Source organism: Pseudomonas sp. B21-059 (assembly GCF_026016285.1).
Lineage (GTDB): Bacteria > Pseudomonadota > Gammaproteobacteria > Pseudomonadales > Pseudomonadaceae > Aquipseudomonas > Aquipseudomonas danubii.
In genome coordinates this window covers 4184399-4201242 of record NZ_CP087201.1, presented here as the reverse complement: position 1 = coordinate 4201242, position 16844 = coordinate 4184399, and the positions used below count along the sequence as shown (strand labels likewise).

15 protein-coding genes are annotated in these 16844 nt (G+C 62.7%); 3 read left to right on the top strand and 12 right to left on the bottom strand.

Annotation, left to right across the window (positions count from 1 at the left end):
* Positions 1–182 precede the first annotated feature (182 nt).
* On the top strand, positions 183–1088 hold the full coding sequence (locus tag LOY69_RS18485) for a LysR family transcriptional regulator (protein ID WP_265073388.1): 906 nt from the start codon (positions 183–185) through the stop codon (positions 1086–1088).
* Positions 1089–1358: 270 nt separating this feature from the next.
* Here LOY69_RS18485 and LOY69_RS18480 read toward each other — a convergent pair whose 3' ends face one another.
* The 9 genes from LOY69_RS18480 to LOY69_RS18440 all read right to left on the bottom strand — a co-directional run bounded on the left by LOY69_RS18480 (position 1359) and on the right by LOY69_RS18440 (position 11432).
* Positions 1359–2717: an OprD family porin gene (locus LOY69_RS18480; protein WP_265073387.1), complete on the bottom strand. Its 1359-nt coding sequence runs from the start codon at positions 2715–2717 to the stop codon at positions 1359–1361.
* Between the two features lie 116 nt (positions 2718–2833).
* Positions 2834–4183 (bottom strand): citrate-proton symporter, encoded by a 1350-nt coding sequence (locus tag LOY69_RS18475; protein ID WP_265073386.1) that lies wholly within the window; start codon positions 4181–4183, stop codon positions 2834–2836.
* Positions 4184–4270: 87 nt separating this feature from the next.
* Positions 4271–5665 carry an amidase gene (locus tag LOY69_RS18470; protein ID WP_265073385.1) on the bottom strand — a complete coding sequence of 465 codons (1395 nt, stop codon included), beginning with the start codon at positions 5663–5665 and terminating at the stop codon, positions 4271–4273.
* A gap of 162 nt (positions 5666–5827) precedes the next feature.
* The gene (locus LOY69_RS18465; RefSeq protein ID WP_102881562.1) at positions 5828–6097 is read right to left on the bottom strand and encodes a hypothetical protein; all 270 of its coding nucleotides are present in this window, start codon (positions 6095–6097) and stop codon (positions 5828–5830) included.
* Positions 6098–6486: 389 nt separating this feature from the next.
* The gene (locus LOY69_RS18460) at positions 6487–7248 is read right to left on the bottom strand and encodes a hypothetical protein (RefSeq protein WP_110653259.1); all 762 of its coding nucleotides are present in this window, start codon (positions 7246–7248) and stop codon (positions 6487–6489) included.
* 135 nt (positions 7249–7383) lie between these two features.
* Entirely contained in the window at positions 7384–8274 is an 891-nt protein-coding gene (locus LOY69_RS18455) for an aminoglycoside phosphotransferase family protein (protein ID WP_265073384.1), read from the bottom strand.
* Between the two features lie 105 nt (positions 8275–8379).
* Positions 8380–10098, bottom strand: a complete 1719-nt coding sequence (locus tag LOY69_RS18450) for a hydrogenase maturation protein (RefSeq protein WP_265073383.1) — start codon at positions 10096–10098, stop codon at positions 8380–8382.
* Between the two features lie 258 nt (positions 10099–10356).
* Positions 10357–10671 carry an SCP2 sterol-binding domain-containing protein gene (locus LOY69_RS18445; RefSeq protein WP_011061945.1) on the bottom strand — a complete coding sequence of 105 codons (315 nt, stop codon included), beginning with the start codon at positions 10669–10671 and terminating at the stop codon, positions 10357–10359.
* Between the two features lie 50 nt (positions 10672–10721).
* Positions 10722–11432 (bottom strand): histidine phosphatase family protein, encoded by a 711-nt coding sequence (locus LOY69_RS18440; protein ID WP_110653261.1) that lies wholly within the window; start codon positions 11430–11432, stop codon positions 10722–10724.
* A gap of 203 nt (positions 11433–11635) precedes the next feature.
* Between LOY69_RS18440 and sohB the strand changes: the two genes are divergently transcribed.
* Positions 11636–12661: a protease SohB gene (sohB, locus tag LOY69_RS18435; RefSeq protein ID WP_102864875.1), complete on the top strand. Its 1026-nt coding sequence runs from the start codon at positions 11636–11638 to the stop codon at positions 12659–12661.
* A 110-nt stretch (positions 12662–12771) separates the two neighbouring features.
* Here sohB and LOY69_RS18430 read toward each other — a convergent pair whose 3' ends face one another.
* Both LOY69_RS18430 and LOY69_RS18425 read right to left on the bottom strand, forming a co-directional pair.
* Positions 12772–13266: a DUF934 domain-containing protein gene (locus tag LOY69_RS18430; protein ID WP_016966421.1), complete on the bottom strand. Its 495-nt coding sequence runs from the start codon at positions 13264–13266 to the stop codon at positions 12772–12774.
* On the bottom strand, positions 13250–14908 hold the full coding sequence (locus LOY69_RS18425; protein WP_102881556.1) for a nitrite/sulfite reductase: 1659 nt from the start codon (positions 14906–14908) through the stop codon (positions 13250–13252). The genes LOY69_RS18430 and LOY69_RS18425 overlap by 17 nt, the downstream gene beginning before the upstream one ends.
* Positions 14909–15504: 596 nt before the next feature.
* Between LOY69_RS18425 and LOY69_RS18420 the strand changes: the two genes are divergently transcribed.
* Positions 15505–16590 (top strand): ABC transporter substrate-binding protein, encoded by a 1086-nt coding sequence (locus LOY69_RS18420; protein WP_170003515.1) that lies wholly within the window; start codon positions 15505–15507, stop codon positions 16588–16590.
* A 7-nt stretch (positions 16591–16597) separates the two neighbouring features.
* Here the strand turns inward: LOY69_RS18420 and LOY69_RS18415 are convergent, their stop codons facing one another.
* Positions 16598–16819 (bottom strand): DUF2970 domain-containing protein, encoded by a 222-nt coding sequence (locus LOY69_RS18415; RefSeq protein WP_102864877.1) that lies wholly within the window; start codon positions 16817–16819, stop codon positions 16598–16600.
* Positions 16820–16844: the final 25 nt, after the last annotated feature.

Below are 16844 nucleotides of genomic sequence, written 5' to 3'. Positions count from 1 at the left end.
GGCAACAGGTCGGCAGGGGCGCCGGAAGTGGTTCGTGTACCATTGCGCAATCGGCTGTTTAGCAGGGTAGGCATGGCGGGCGTGCAGATCAATATTTTGTAGGCGGGCGCCGGGGCATTCCAAGTGCTCTGGCGCAGTAATTGCGTGTTTCACGGATCTGTTCAGCGATGGGGCGAGCGACCATGCAGTTACGAGCGTTGCGTTATTTTCACGAGGTGGCCCGTTGTGCCTCCCTGCGCCAGGCGGCGGAGCGGCTGTACGTGACCCCCACCGCCGTGAGCCGGCAGATCGAGCAGTTGGAGCACTTCTTCGGCACCGCGCTGATCGAGCGCGGCCCGCGGGGCATCCGCCTGACGTTGGAAGGCGAGTGCCTGGCCGAGCAGGTCAGTTCCACCTTGCGCGGCTTCGATCAGGTGCGCGACGTGATCGCCAGCCGGCAGAGCCAGGTAGCGGGTAACGTCAGCATCCATGTGTCGGAAAGTATCGTTTCCAGCGTGTTGGCGCCGGTACTGGCGGCGTTCAACCGGGCCCACCCCAAAGTCACCTTCAACATTGTCATCGCCAGTGCCGGCGCCACCCTGGATGCCCTGTGCAGCGGCGAGGCCGATCTGGGCCTGGCCTTCTACCTGCAAGAGCGCGCCGAGGTCGAAGTGACCGCCCATTGCCAACTGTGGCACCGGGTGCTGGTGAGTGCCGAGCACCCGTTTGCCCAGTGCCCGAGCATTCGCCTGGAGGACCTGCAGGGCCAGCCCCTGGCCATTCCCGATTCGGCCTACGGCGTGCGCCAGGCCCTGGAGGGTGCGGCGAAGAAGCGTGGGGTGAATATCCTGCCGGTGTTTACCACCAGTTCCCTGGAGGTACAGAAAAGCCTGGCTCGCCAGCGCGCGGCGGTGCTGATCCTGCCCCAGGTGGATGCCGAGGCGCGGGACCTGGGGGATGGCTTGGTGGCCGTGCCGATCGATGACGAACACCTGGAGCGGATCCGCGTGGATCTGTGCGTGGTGCGCAACCGCCCCTTGTCGGTGGCCACCCTGAAATGCCAGGAAATGCTTGCCCGGGCGATGCAGCACTACGCCCTGGTCGATTGACAGCCTGGAGGAGGGGCCGCGTTGCCTGGGGGCCGCCTGCCGGCTGCCGCTGGCGGCCTTGAGATCGCCGCGTCTGCTGCGCAGCCGTACGCAGCCTGCGGCAGTGGCTACAGGATTGCCAGGGGTTGCTGTAGCCGCTGCCGAGCCTGTGGCGAGGCTGCGCAAAGGCCCGCAGGGCCTTGCTTGGCGATCTCCCGTCAATGACCTCTGGCGGCCTTGAGAACGCCGCGTCCGCGGCAGCGGCCACGGGGGCTTGCGCTGCAGCGTGTTTCAGAACAGGTTGAACGGGAAATTCCCCACCAGGCGGAATTCGTCGTAGCTGCCGTCGATCTGCCCGCCGCTGGCGCGATGGTTGTAGACGATGGTGCGCAGCACTGCGTCCTTGAGTCGCCCGGACTGCACCACATACGCCAGCATCAGGCCGTTTTCGTTGTGCTTGGCGCCGTCCAGGCCGCGCACGTTGTAGCCGCGGTTGCGGCCATCGCGATCACCATCATAGTGCGTGCCGTCGATGCCCCAGCCCTTGGCGTGCCACAGGCTGGCGCTCAGCCCCGGCACGCCATAGGCGGCAAAATCCAGGTCATAACGCAACTGCCAGGACTTTTCATTGGGGCCGTTGTAGTCCGAGTACAGGGAGTTGGCCATGTAGTTGCCGGTGGACTCCCAGACATAGTCGAAGTACTCGTTGCCGAACACTTGCTGCCAGGCCAGGGTCAGGCTGTGGGCCTGATGGCTGCCGGTCAGCGCCAGGCTCAAGGCGTCGTTGTCGATGTAGCCCAGGCGCTGCTGGCCCTGGTCCCGGGTGTGGTAGTAGTTGAACGCGGTCTTCAGCGCCAGCTGGCTTTTGTCTCCGGCGCGGTGGGTCAGGCCCAGGTAGTACTGGTCCCACATGTTCTCGAAGCGCGAGGCGTAGAGGCTGCCTTCCAGGCCCAGGCCGGGTTTGACGGTCGCCCCCAGGTAGCTGATGCGCTCGCCGCTGTAGGCGCGGTTGCCGAAGGTGGTGGTCAGGCGCTCGCTGCCGGTGCCGGTGCGCGGGATGGCCCGGTCGAAACTGCCGGCCTGCACCGACAACCAGTCGGTTTCATTGCTGTACAGGCCCACGCCCTGAAAGCTTGAGGGCAGGGCGCGGTTGTCCTTGTAGCGCAGCACCGGGTTGTCAGTCATCAGGCGCCCGGCCTTGAGCTCGGTGTTGGACAGGCGCAGGCGCACATCGCCGATGCCCAGGCGGCTCCAGGTGGGCAGGGCGTCGCCGTCGCTGTCCACCAGCACCCGGTCGCCACCGTTGGCCACCCGGCCGTGACCGCGTTCCAGGTTGACTGCGCTGAACAGCGCCGCATCCACGCCCAAGCCGATCAGGCCCTGGGTGTAGCCCGAGCTGTACTTGAGCATGCCGGTCTGTACCCAGGTTTCCCTGACCCGGGTGCGCTCGATGCCGTCGGGCTTCTTGATGCTCAGGTAGGTGTCGCGCTGGGTGTGCTGGTTGGAATAGTAGTGGCGCAGGTTGAGGTCCAGGTGGCTGCCCTCGATGAATCCCGGCGCTTGCTCCTGCTGGCTCGGGCGCGGGTTGTCCTGGGCCAGCAGTGTGCCGCTGGCGCTCATGGCCAGGACGCAAAGTACGAGCTGTTTCATGTTGCTTCCCCACAAATCAAAGGCGTCAAGCCACCGCCCGACCGCGGCTGTGCGCGGCCGGCAGGGTAGAGAAAAACGCGGTGGCGCAAAAGAGTGCTGGGCAGTGCCAAGCGGGATCAGCGGGCGCGGGCTTCTGCGAGCCGTTGGCCGGGGTGGCTGCACCCGGGTGTTTGTGGGCGGGTTTCCTTGGCGAACCAGGCCGCGGTCAGGCACACCAGGTTGGCCACCAGCAGGTAGCCCACCGGTGACATCGGGTTGCCGGTGGTGCCGATCAGCCAGGTGATGATGATCTGCGCGGTGCCGCCGAAGGCCGCCACGCCAAAGGCGTAGACGATGGAGAAACCGGTGGAGCGCACCGCCTTGGGAAAACTCTCCACCAGCAGCACGATCAGCGCCGCGCCGCTCATGCCGTGCAAGCCGGAGAGCACCGCCAGGGTCAGCAGGAACGTCGCCGGGCTGGGATGCTCGGTCATCAATTGCAAGGCCGGGAACAGCACCAGCAACAGCACCACTCTTGGCGCCATGAGGATGGTGCGGCGGCCGAAGCGGTCGCAGAGCATGCCGCCGGCAATCGCGCACACCGCCATCGCCGCGCCGGCCACCAGGGTCGAGAGCATGGAGATGCTGGTGGGCAGTTTCAGTTCGGTGAGGGCGAAGGTGGTCATGTAGTTGATGAAGTACTGGGTGATGGTGCTGCCCGACAGAATCAGCAGCCCCAGCACCAGGGCCCGGCGATGCTCGCCGAACACCTGGCGCACCAGGCTGCCGGTGCTGGCCTCTTCGCCCTGGCCGTGGAAGGTTTCCGCCAGGTTGCGGCGAATGTAGATGCCGATTGGCAGCACCAGCAGGCCGAACACGAAGGGCACGCGCCAGCCCCAGGTGTTGAGGTCTTCGGGCGACAGCACCTGGGTCAGGGTGTAGCCCACGGTGCCGGCGGCCATGGCGGCCACGCCCTGGGCCACCACCTGCCAGCAGGCATAGGTGCCGCGCTTGTGCGGAGGTGCGGCTTCAAGGATGTAGGTGGTGGCTGGGCCGGCCTCGCCGCCCCAGGCCAGGCCCTGGATCAGCCGGGTGATTACCAGCAGGATCGGCGCGGCGATGCCGATGCTCTCGTAGCTGGGCAGGATGGCGATGCTGCCGGTGCCCACGGCCATCATCACCAGGGTCAGGAGCATCGCCGGCTTGCGCCCGACGCGGTCGGCGTAGGCGCCGATCAGCACGGCCCCCAGAGGCCGCACGATAAAGCCGACGCCGAAGGCGGTGACCGACAGCATCAGGCTGACAAAGGCGCTGTCGGAGGGAAAGAAGGTGTGGCCGATCATCACCGCGAAGGTGGCGTAGACCCCGAAATCGAAGAACTCCACGGCGTTGCCGAGGATCACCGCGAACACGCTGCGCTTGCCCCCCGCCGCGTTGGGCGTTTCGGGCTCGGGTGTGGCGGATGGATTGGACGCTTGGCTGTGCATACTGGCCCCTCGAATTTTTATTCATAGGTTGCCCAGGCCCCGGGCGGCGGGGCCCGGGGCTGGGGTGAAGGTGGCAGTTTCGGTGTGTCAGTGGGACGGCGGATTCGGCCAGCTGTGGATTGCTCCGCGCCAGCTCTCATAGGTCTTGGCCACTTGCAGCAGCCATTGATCGGCAAAGCGCGGGGCGATCATCTGCAGGCCGATGGGCAGGCCATCGGCGGCGAAACCGCAGTTGATCGACAGCGCCGGTTGTTCGCCCATGTTCCAGGGCAGGGTGAAGACGATGTGCTCGAATGGTTGCTGCGGGTCGTTGCTCGGCGACGGCCAATGGGCGGGAAAACTGTTGACCTGGTTGGTCGGCGAGAGCACCAGGTCGAACTCACTGAACACCTGGGCGGCGCGGCGGCGCATCTCGAAGGTCTGGTTGAAACCCAGCACCGCCTCGACCCCGGACAGGTCGGCCCCCGGCGCTGCCCAGTCGCGGATGTAGGGCAGTACCTTGGCGAACTGCTCGGCACCCAGGGCCGAGAGTTCAGCCCATTGCCGGGCACGCCAGAAACGGTCCAGGCCGTCCAGTTGCGCGCGATCCATGATCGGCGCCAGGCTGCGGACCTGGGCGCCGTGGCTTTCGAACAACCGCGCGGCCTGTTCCACTGCTGCGCAGACAAAGCCTTCCGGTTGCAGCCCCGCGCCGGGTTCCAGCATCAGGCCGATCTTCAAACCGTTGACCGACACCGGCGCATCGCTCCAGTCGCTGGTCAAGGGCGGCAGGCTGGTGGCGTCCCGGGCATCGGGCTTGGCCAGGTAGCGCATCATCAGCACCGCGTCGTCGACGCTGCGGGTCATGGGGCCTGCGCAACGCCCGGTGTAATACGGGTCGATGGGAATCCGCCCCAGGGTCGGCTTGAACCCCACCAGCCCGCACCAGGCGGCCGGCAGGCGCACCGAGCCGCCGATGTCGGTGCCGATGTGCAGCGGCCCGTAACCGGCCGCTGCGGCCGCAGCGGCGCCGGAACTGGAGCCGCCGGTATTGCAGGCGGTGTTCCAGGGGTTGCGGGTAATGCCGTGGAAGCTCGACAGCCCCGAGGACAACATGCCGAAGTCCGGCACCGCGGTCTTGGCCAGGATGATCGCTCCGGCTTCACGCATCCGCGCGGCGGGTGGAGCATCCTGCAACGCCGGCTTCAGCGTGGTGGCCGCGCTGCCCAGCGGAATCGGCGTGCCTTGGGTGGCGATCAGCTCCTTGATCGTCACTGGAATCCCGTCCAGCGGGCCGTTGGGGGCGCCCTTGTTCCAGCGCTCGGTGGCGGCCCGGGCCTGCAGGCGCACCTGCTCCGGATCGAAGGCGTAGAGCGCACGGATATGCGGCTCCCAGCGCCCGATATGGGCCAGCAGGTGCTCGTAATAGTCCAGGGGCGAGAGGGTGCGGCTGGCGAATTGCGCCAGCAGCTGGGTGGTGGATAGATCGTGCAAATCAGTCATCGAACGCATCCTTGTGTCGGGCGTCAGTCGGGTTGCTGATGACCCGACTGTAGCGCTTGCACCTTAGCCCAACCATCACAAAGGACGCAGTGTGGTGTTGCGTTTTTGTGAGCACTGGGGCGGCGTGTTTCCTTGCCTCTTCGCCGGCAAGCCGGCGCGGGGTCAAGGACGCTGTGCTTGCAACTGGCGGCCCAGCACATCCAGTACATCGCAGCCATCGCGCAGCGGAATGGCGCAAACCAATGCCAGCTCTTGCAGCACCACGGCATCGCCGGGGATGTCGGGGCGGGCGGCGAAGTTTTCCAGCAGTTGAGTGACGGCGCGGATGCGATAGGCGGCCGCTTCGTACAGCACATCGGCAGGGGCCTGGGTATCGATCAGCAGGGAAGGGATGGTGCAGTCGTGGCCGGTGATCGGCATGTAGCGATTCATGAGTCCAACTCCATTCAGGGGTGAGCGCCGCTACTCATTCGTCGCCAAACAAAAGGGTGGCAGCTGTACGCGGGTTGGCGAGCCGGGAATGGATGAACCGACAGACCCTAAGGTCTCCCACGCACAGCCGCCATCAAGCGGTCATGCGCTAACAAAGTCCCTGACTCATCTGCCAGAACCTTGCTTCGTTCCATTCACCGGGTCGCCAAACCCGTTCGTCATCAGGACGACCCGGGACTATAGGCATGCACTCCAGAACGGGACAAGGCACCGGCAGGACAGGACTTTCTGAGTTTGCTGTAGGACTCAGGAGCGCGAGTGTGGATCAAGCGCGCCACAGGTTCAATGCGGGGCCTCAGTCGAAGCCGAGGCTTGCGCTGTGGCGGGTTTCAGTTCCCTGGCTGCGCCTTCAGTTTTTCCGCGACATCGGACACCACCCAATTCAGCGTGGCGATCGGAACCGTGATCGCCTTGCCATCGGCGTAGAGCGCACAGAAGGATGCCGAGCACTGCATGACCCGGTAAGTGCCCTTATGCCCATCCGGGTCGTTGACGGTCACTTGGGGTGAGTCTTTGAAGCCGTTTTTCAGATCCTCGGCCGCCGAGTCTTTGCCGATCAGTACAAAGGGGGTGATGGTGATCATCAAGATAAAGGAGATGAAAAACATCGCCACAAACAGGCCGTAGCTGGGGATGAAGATGTACAACGCACATTTGCCTATCTCCTTGAAGAAGGAGGGGGCGGCAACGGTGGCCTGCGGTTGCTTGGCGGACTGCTTCTTGTCAGTGATTTTTTTGTTGAACAAGGCGATCAGATAGTTGAGGCCGCCGAACACCAGGATGCTCAGTACGCAGACGATTGCGGCCCATAGCCAGTGTTGTCCGATGAACTCCAACCCGCCTTTCAAACCGTTGGTCATGGCGTGATACCAGGCCAGAACTGCGTTGACGAAGGTGGTGGAGGTGTCCATGGGAAACATCGAGGTTTCCAGCTGAAAGTAGCCGAGGTAACCATCGTGGTAGGCCTTGCCGTTCAAATAGAAGAACGGAGTGGTGATTGCCAGAATCACCGAGCCGATCATGCCCCAGGCAATCGGGCTTTTACCGGTCTTTTCCTGGGCTTCTTCTGTGTTCTTGACCTTGGCGTTCATCGTCTTTCCTTAGATTTTTCCAATGGTGTCTTCAACTCTGCGATCCGCGCGGGGCGAAATCGTGGCAGCGGCTTTCTTTCTTGCTATCAGGCAAACGGGGGGAAGCTGGGGCAGCAGGCTGGGATGCGTCGCCTATCAGCAATACCAATGAGGCACATCCCTGGAAAAACCGGCGAAGTCCTCCCAGACCTCTTGTGTGCGTTGCAGGCTGGCGTGGATTTCCTGCTCGCCGAAGGCCATGGCCCAGAGCACGCTGAAGAAGCTGTCAAACGCGGCGTAGAAGGCCATGCGGGTGAGAAAAACCGGCTCGGGATGGCCTGCACAGTAGCCGTCGATCTGGCCGCGGGCGAAGTCGCTGCTGAGGTTGCAGGAAAACAGCGCCAGCCGATTGAAGTCCCGCGCCGGATCTCCGAAACGGCAGCGGTTGAAGTCGATGATCGACAACTGGTCATTGGCGCCCACGATCATGTTGTTCAGGTGATAGTCACCGTGGAGAAACACCAGCGGCGTGTCCGCCAGCAGATGAAAGTGCTGTTCGAGAAACTGCAGGAAGTCTTGCTCATGGGCCACCTTGTGGCCACAGCTCCGGTACTGTTTGAGCTTTTTACGGTAGATGGCTCGCATCTGCTGTTCGGCGTTTTCAGTGCCCTCAGGCGCAGCAACGCTGTGGATCTGCTGGAGTATTTGACCGGCTTGCAGGCCAAGCTCATAACAGGCGGCGGCAGGCTGCTCGGCAACCCATTGCGCGCCATCCTTGCCTTCGATCCACGACAACAACGAGTAAACCTGGCGTCCTGAATCAAACAGACCGAAGTCCAAGGGTTGGGACATGGCGATGCCCTTTGCCGCCAGATGCTGGGTCCACTGGAACTCGTCGCGTTTGTTGACGTACTGGGATGAATCGTTGGTGCGCAACAGCAGGTGTTGGCCTTGTTCGTCGACGATATGAAAGATTCGATCGCTGGACCAGCCCTGGGTTTGTGCTTCGATGCTGCGCCACGTGGCGTGGCCTGGAATGTCTTGCATGCTCGCCTCCTTGCAAACGATTGCCGCCCCTGGGGGCGGCAACAAAAGGCGGCGAATGGTACGTGGCCTGGCGGTCCTTTGAAAGCCTGCCGCTCAGGCGGTGAATCAGCCCACCAGGGCGATGTCCTGGGGCTTGGCCCAGGCTTCGATCAGTCGCTCTGGTGTGCAGCAGGTCTTGCGCTTGTAGACGAAGTTGCTGCACTTCTCGGCGAAGCCCTTGCGGTTTTGCACCATGTCCATGTGCATCTCTTCCAGCTCGGCGTTGCGGCAGTGCTGCATCAACTGTGGGTCGGCATCCAGCTTGCGCTGGCGCAGGTGCTGGTAGCGCGGGTCGGTGAGGACACCATTGGCCCGTTGCAGCAGCCACAGGCCGAACTCGTCCGGGCAGCGCGGGCCGATCTCCTGGACCATGCCCATCTGCAGGGCCTGGAGGGCGCTGATGGGCAGGCAGGCTTCGGTCAGTTGCTTGGCCATGGCCTGGCCGACGGCGCGGGGCAGGCTGTAGGTCCAGTACTCGGAGCCGTACAGGCCCATGCTCTTGTAGTGCGGGTTGTACACGGTGTCGGCGCGGGCCAGGACCACGTCCGCGGCCAGGGCCAGCATCAGGCCGCCAGCGCCGGCATTGCCGGTCAGGCCGCTGACCACCAGTTGGCGGGCGGTGAGCAGCTCCAGGCAGACATCGTCGATGGCCTGGATGTTGGCCCAGGCTTCCAGGCCCGGCACTTCGGCGGCCTGGATCACATTCAGGTGCACGCCGTTGCTGAAGGCGCCGCGGCCACCGCGTACCAGCAGCACCTGGGTGTCCCGGGCCTTGGCCCAGCGCAGGGCGCTGACCAGGCGCTGGCATTGCTCAGTGCTCATGGCGCCGTTGTAGAACTCGAAGGTCAGCTCACCGACTCGGCCGGACTCGCGGTAGCGGATCGGTTGGTAGGCTTCGGTGCTGAACGGGCTGCTGGATACCGACCAGTCCAGCACCGGTACATCGGCCAGGCGTTCGCCGAGTACGTGGCGCGCCGGGCGCTTGAAGGTTTCCTCGCCAGGCTGGGGCTTGAGGCGCAGGGAGCCGATCCACAGGCTGTGATCACCGCAGGCCACCAGCACCGCATCGTCGTGCACCGCCAGCAGTTGCCCGGGCATGCCGGTGCGTGAGTCCAGGTGGGCGTCGTACACGTAGTACTGACCGCCGGCGAGGCTGGCCAGGACGCCGGGCTGGCCGTCAGCGGCGTCGATGCTGCGCTTGATGAACTGCGCGCTGTCGTGCCAGCTGAAGGTGCGGTCGCACTGCTTCATGTTCGGTTGCAGGCGGCCAAGCACCGCGGGGTTGTCGTAGTCCAGGGGCACAGGACGGAAGCCGTTGCGGAATTTTTCCACCACGTCGCGGATGCAATGGATGGCGGCGTCGCTGACCAGGCCGTTGTACAGCTCGGATTTGCGCAGTCCGCTGGGCAGGTTGAATTCATGGGTCGACCAGATCGGACCGGCGTCCATTTCTTCCACCGCCTGCAACGCGGTGACGCCCCAGCGCTTGAGTTCCTTGCTGATGGCCCAGTCCAAGGCGCTGGCGCCACGGTCGCCGACAATCCCCGGGTGAATGATCACCACCGGACGCTTGGCGTTGCTCCACAGCTGCTGTGGAACACGGTCCTTGAGGAAGGGGCAGATCACCAGGTCGGCTTGGGCTTCTTCGATCTGCCGGCAGACCTCTTCTTCACCGGTGAACAGCACCACGCTGGGGCGATGCCCGGCCTGGCGCAGGTCGAGCCAGGCCCGTTGGGTCAGACCGTTGAAGGCGGTGGACAGCAGGATGATCTTCAGTGATCGCATAAGCGGACTCTTCCGTGAGTGATAGCGGTGTGGCAAAGGGCTCCGGCTGTGCCGTCCCTGGCCGCAATGGAGGCGCAAGAGTAGATGGGGGTTGCGGGGCGCAAGCTGACCGAGATCAATCAAGCGTGCGGCCGGGAGACTGAGCCGCCCAGTGGTATTGACCCAGGGCAAAGCGGCGGGCTAGAGGCGTTGCGTGGTGCAGAAACGACAAATCCCGCCACAGGGGCGGGATTTGTCTACAGCCGGACCTTGCGGGTCTTAGGCTGGGAACAGCTCGCTCAGTTTCATGGCCAGCATCATGTCGCCTTCGGCGCGCAGTTTGCCGCCCATGAAGGCTTGCATGCCGTCGGTTTCGCCGCTGACGATGCCGTCCAGGGTTTCGCCGTCCATCACCAGGGTGACTTGTGCGTCTGGGTTCTCGCCTTCCTTGAGTTCACAGGTGCTGTCCTTGACGACCAGCGAAAAGTGCTTGGAGTCATCGATGCGGAAACCGAAAACCAGGTCCAGGCCGGCAGCGGCAGCTGGGTTGAACTTGGCTTGCATGGCTTGTACGGCGTCAGCTACGGAGGTCATGGTTCGATCCTTTTATGGGTGGTTACAGCAAGGGTCACAGTAAGCCGGGCTCAACGGAAAGTGATGAGCTCCGGGGCCTTCAACAGTTGCAGATGGGCATGACCGTTGAAGGAAGCCAAAGACACCTCGCGCCCGCGGAACTTCAGCTGGTTGAGCGAGGTGTTGACGATTTGCCAATTCAGTTCGAACGCCTGCTGGGCAGGTATCCGGGTGATCAGGTGCAGCAGGGCGGTAATGGTGCCGCCGGAGGTGAACACGGCGATCTTGTGCTGGTTGTCCGCTGCTTCGAGAATCCGCTGCAGACCGCCCTGGACGCGCTCGACGAATCCCAGCCAGCTTTCCAGCCCGGGAGGATCGTAGGTGCCGGCCAGCCAGCGCTGGATGATCAGGGCGAAGATGCGTTGGAACTCGGCGCGGTTCTGCGCGGCGTTGCGCAGGATGTTCAGGGCTTCGGGTTCCTGGGGCAACAGGTCTGGGAGCAGGGCGCGGATGATGGCATCGGCGTCGAACTCGTTGAAGGCTGAATCGATTTCCAATGGCGGGTGGTCAAACCCGGCGGCGCTCATCTGTTCCATCGCGGCCTGCGCGGTGTGCTGCTGGCGCCGCAGGTCGCCGGACAGGCAGCGATCAAAGCTGACGCCCAGCGCCGCCAGATGCTCGCCGAGCACGGCAGCCTGGCGCACGCCGGTGGCAGACAGCACGTCGTAGTCGTCTGCACCGAAAGAGGCTTGGCCATGTCGAATCAAATAGATGCTGCCCACGTCCGTGTCGTCCCGGTACGTTGAAAGTTTTGCGAGGTTATGAGGATGCCAGTGAGCTGTCAATGAAAAAACATACGCTTGTTTGAAATGCTTGTTGGAGCCTCGTAACACGAGGTTTCGCGACTGGTGGCCGACCGGTCGCGCCGGTATGCTTGAGCCCATTGCGCTGCTGGTTGGCAGCGGTTCATGTTTGAGGAGTCCCTGTGGAGTTTTTCGCCGAATACGCCAGTTTTCTGGCCAAGACCGTGACCCTGGTGGTCGCCATCCTGGTGGTGCTGATCACTGCCGCTGCGCTGCGCAGCAAGGGCCGCCGCAAAGGCACCGGGCAGTTGCAGGTCAGCAAGCTGAATGATTTCTACAAGGACCTGCGCGAGCGGCTGGAGCAGAGCCTGCTGGACAAGGATCAGCTCAAGGCCTTGCGCAAGGCCCAGGGCAAGACCGAGAAGAAACAGAAGAAACAACCGGCCGAGGCCAAGCCCCGGGTGTTCGTGCTGGACTTCAATGGCGATATCAAGGCTTCGGCGACCGAAGGCCTGCGCCATGAGATCACCGCCTTGCTGAGCCTGGCCACGCCCAAGGATGAAGTGGTGCTGCGTCTGGAAAGCGGTGGCGGTATGGTGCACAGCTATGGTCTGGCTTCGTCGCAACTGGCGCGTATTCGCCAGGCCGGGGTGCCTTTGACCGTGTGCATCGACAAGGTGGCGGCCAGCGGCGGCTACATGATGGCCTGCATCGGCGAGAAGATTATCAGCGCGCCGTTCGCCATCCTCGGCTCCATCGGCGTGGTGGCCCAGTTGCCCAACGTCAATCGACTGCTGAAGAAACACGACATCGATTTTGAAGTGCTGACGGCCGGTGAGTACAAGCGCACCCTGACGGTGTTTGGCGAAAACACCGAGAAGGGCCGGGAGAAGTTCCAGGAAGACCTGGATGTGACCCATCAGTTGTTCAAGAACTTCGTGTCCCGCTATCGCCCGCAATTGGCCATTGATGAGGTGGCCACCGGTGAAGTCTGGTTGGGCGTGGCGGCGCAGGAGAAGCTGCTGGTGGACGAGCTGAAAACCAGCGATGAGTACCTGGCGGACAAAGCCAAGAATGCCGAGGTGTTCCACCTGCACTATGCCGAGCGCAAGAGCTTGCAGGAGCGTGTCGGGCTGGCAGCCAGCGGTTCCATCGACCGCGTGCTGCTGACCTGGTGGAGCCGCCTGACCCAGCAGCGTTTCTGGTAAGCCACCACTTGCAGAAGCCGGCAAGCCGGCTTTTGCGCCAGGGTCGGAAGCAGGTACAAAAAAGCCCTGAACCGGGAAACCGGTTCAGGGCTTTTTGTTGGCGCCAGGGCTTAGCGGCGACGGAACAGCGGCAGCGGTTCGTCGGTAGCGGCCTGGTAGGTCACCGAGAAGTCCTTGAGACTTTCCAGGGCTTCGTAGGGGTCCTTGTCGGCCCGCAGCGCGTAGGCGTCGAAGCCGCAGCGGTGCAGGTAAAACAGCTGGTCGCGCAACACGTCGCCAATCGCTCGCAGTTCGCCTTTGTAGCCATAACGGTCACGCAGCAGGCGGGCGTTAGAGTAGTTGCGGCCATCGGTAAAGGCCGGGAAGTTCAGGGCAATCACCTGGAAATGCTCGACGTCGTCACCGATTTCCTCGGCTTCTTCGTCCGCATCCAGCCACACGCCCAGGCCGCCATCGCGAGCCTTGAGGGCATGGGCGTGATCGCGCCACAGAGCCAGCGGCACGATCAGGTCGTCGCAGTTGGAGATGCCGTCGAGGGTCGCGTCCTTGGGCAGCAAGTGCCAGGTTTCGTCGATGACCTCGTTGTTCTTAATGATTCGCTGCATAGACGCGCTCCTTGAAGAGGTCGATGCCAATACGTTGATAGGTGTCGATGAAGCGTTCGTCTTCGGTACGTTGTTCCACGTACACGTCGATCAGCTTCGAGATCACGTCGGGCATGTCGTCCTGGGCGAAGGACGGGCCGAGGATCTTGCCCAGGCTCGCGTCGCGGCTGGCGCTGCCGCCCAGGGACACCTGGTAGAACTCCTCGCCTTTCTTGTCTACCCCGAGGATGCCGATGTGGCCCACGTGGTGGTGACCACAGGCGTTCATGCAGCCGGAGATGTTCAGGTCCAGCTCGCCGATGTCGAACAGGTAGTCCAGGTCGTCGAAGCGGCGCTGGATGGATTCGGCGATCGGGATCGACTTGGCGTTGGCCAGGGAGCAGAAGTCACCGCCCGGGCAGCAGATGATGTCGGTCAAGAGGCCGATGTTCGGCGTGGCGAAGCCGTTTTCACGCAGCTCGCCCCACAGGGTGAACAGTTGGCTTTGCTCGACGTCCGCCAGAATCACGTTTTGCTCGTGGGACGTGCGCAGTTGGCCGAAGCTGTAGCGGTCGGCCAGATCGGCGATGGCGTCGAACTGCTTGTCGGTGACATCCCCAGGCGCTACGCCGGTTGGTTTGAGCGACAGGGTGACGGCGACATAACCCGGCTTCTTATGGGCCAGGGTATTGCGTGCGCGCCAGCGGGCGAAACCTGGGTGCTGCTGATCCAGGGCAGCCAGTTCGCTGTCCTGGTTGCTCAGGGTCTTGTAGTCAGGGTCGACGAAGTGCTTGGCCACACGGTGCACTTCGGCTTCGGTCAGGGTGGTCTGGCCGCCGCGCAGGTGGACCATTTCCGCCTCGACCTTCTCGGCGAACACTTCCGGCGTCAGGGCCTTGACCAGGATCTTGATCCGCGCCTTGTACTTATTGTCACGACGGCCATAGCGGTTGTAGACCCGCAGGATGGCGTCGAGGTAGCTCAACAGGTCCTGCCAGGGCAGGAACTCGTTGATGAAGGCGCCGACCACCGGGGTACGGCCCAGACCGCCACCGACCAGCACGCGGAAACCCAGCTCGCCGGCAGCGTTGTACACCGGCTCCAGGCCAATGTCGTGGACCTCGATGGCTGCGCGGTCGGAAGTCGAGCCGTTGATGGCGATCTTGAACTTGCGCGGCAGATAGGCGAATTCGGGGTGGAAGGTGGTCCATTGACGGACGATCTCGCACCAGGGGCGCGGGTCGATCAACTCGTCGGCGGCGACACCGGCAAACTGGTCGGTGGTGACGTTACGCAGGCAGTTGCCGCTGGTCTGGATGGCGTGCATCTGCACGGTGGCCAGCTCGGCCAGGATGTCCGGCACGTCTTCCAGGGCTGGCCAGTTGAACTGCACGTTTTGCCGGGTGCTGATGTGCGCATAGCCCTTGTCGTAGTCGCGGGCGATCTTGGCCATCATCCGCGCCTGGCGCGAGGTCAATTGGCCGTAAGGCACGGCTACCCGCAGCATTGGGGCAAAACGTTGGATATAAAGGCCATTCTGCAGGCGCAGGGGACGGAATTCCTCTTCGCTCAGCTCGCCTGCCAGATAGCGTCGGGTCTGATCACGGAACTGCTTGACGCGGTCCTCGATGATCCGCTGATCGTACTCGTCGTATACGTACATATAGGTCCAGTTCTCAGGCTACAGGTGGCGCCAAAGCGCACTTGGCAAATACTGCGGTGAACGGCTTCGGTACGTTGCTTCGACTGGCGTCGACCGGGGCTTGTCGCCGGTTTCACCTCGTCCTGCCTTCGTTCTCGCTCAACCCCACCCATGTAAGCAAATCTGCGCGCACGGCCGCGCACTCCGGTCGGAGCCGCCGAACGATACCAGTTTGTGGTTATGCGCAAAAGTGATGTTTGAGTATATGCAAAGAACCAAAACGACTAACGGTAGGGGTATATGAGTATCCACATTTGAGGTGGGGACAATCCTGGTCTTAACTGTGGTCGTGTCTTTGAGCAGTCACCGACAAAATCTACTAGAGGCGATGCTATGAGCCATCCAACCAAAGTAAGGAAAAGTGACAGTAGCGTTGATGCTTGGGCCATTCTCTTTCTGATCATACTGGTCGTGGGTACGGCCGTGTTTTGGGTCAGCCACCAGTAGTCGAGCGTAAAAGAAGAGCCCGAATTGTCGGACAATCAGGACAATTTGCCGCCGTTGGCCAGCAATTTGCCAGTTATACTGCCTGGGATAATCCAGGGGCTCTTTTTACAATGTTCAAGGTTCTGTGCAAGTGGGTGATTTGTCTGAGTTTGCCGTTCTGGGCGGTGGCTCAAGCAACGTCGGTGGTGTTTCTCAACCCCGGTAATTCAACGGAAACCTTCTGGGTCAGTTATTCGCGGTTCATGCAGGCAGCCGCCCGGGATCTGGGCATGGACCTGCAAATTCTCTATGGCGAACGCAATCCCCAGAACTCTCTCGATCAGGCTCGGGAGCTGTTTCAGCGAGCGCAAAAGCCCGATTACCTGATATTGGTCAACGAACAGTATGTCGCTCCGCAGATCCTGCGCATGTCTCAGGGTTCCGGGGTCAAGCTGTTTATCGTCAACAGCCCACTGACCGAGGATCAGCGGGCATTGATTCGCCAAAGCCGCAGCAGTTACTCCGATTGGATCGGCAGCATGATGAGCAACGATGAAGAGGCCGGTTATCGGATGCTCAAGGAGTTGTTGCGCCAGCATGGCCCTTTGCCTGCCGGGCAAACAATCGATTTGCTGGCCTTTTCCGGGGTGAAAGTCACACCGGCGGCGCAGTTGCGCGAGCAAGGGCTGCACCGGGCCCTGGCGGAAAATCCTCAGGTGCGTCTGCGCCAGCTCGTGTATGGCGAATGGAACCGGCAGCGGGCGCACGAACAAGCACAACAGCTGTTGCAGCGCTATCCACAGACGCAACTGATCTGGTCGGCTAACGACGAAATGGCTCTGGGGGCCATGCAGGCTGCCCGGGAGTTGGGCCGCAAGCCGGGGCGCGATCTGCTGTTCAGTGGACTCAACAGTTCGCCCGAAGCCTTGCAGGCATTGATCGACGGGGAGTTGTCGGTGCTGATGGCCGGACATTTCACCAGCGGCGGCTGGGCTCTGGTGGCCCTGCATGATGATGCGCTGGGGCTCGATGCCCGACGTCTGGGAGGGCCGGACTGGCATTTGTCGCTGTTCCAGTCATTGACCCGTGACCAGGCCCGGCAACTAATGCGCCTGGGCGATCAGGTCGGTGCCCGGGTCGATTTTCGCGGGCTGTCCGCCCAAGGCAAGCCGGACAGCTACCGCTATCCCTTCAGTTTGCAGCTGCTGCTGCACTGACGCCGTTTCAGACTCCCGCCAGGTGCATCGCCAGGTTGGCGATACCCAGCAGCACCAGCACGAACAGGGTGGTAAAGAGAATGCCCAGCACGATGAAGTGACTGGGTTTGCCGTGACTGAAGTCCCGGGCGCGATTTTTCCCGCTTTGTACGCCGAAGGCGGCCGCCAGCACGCTTTGCAGCATCTGCAGGAAGGTTGGGGGCTGATTGTCGCTGCTTGGATCGTCCATAAATCCCTCGACACGGTTGGGTGTC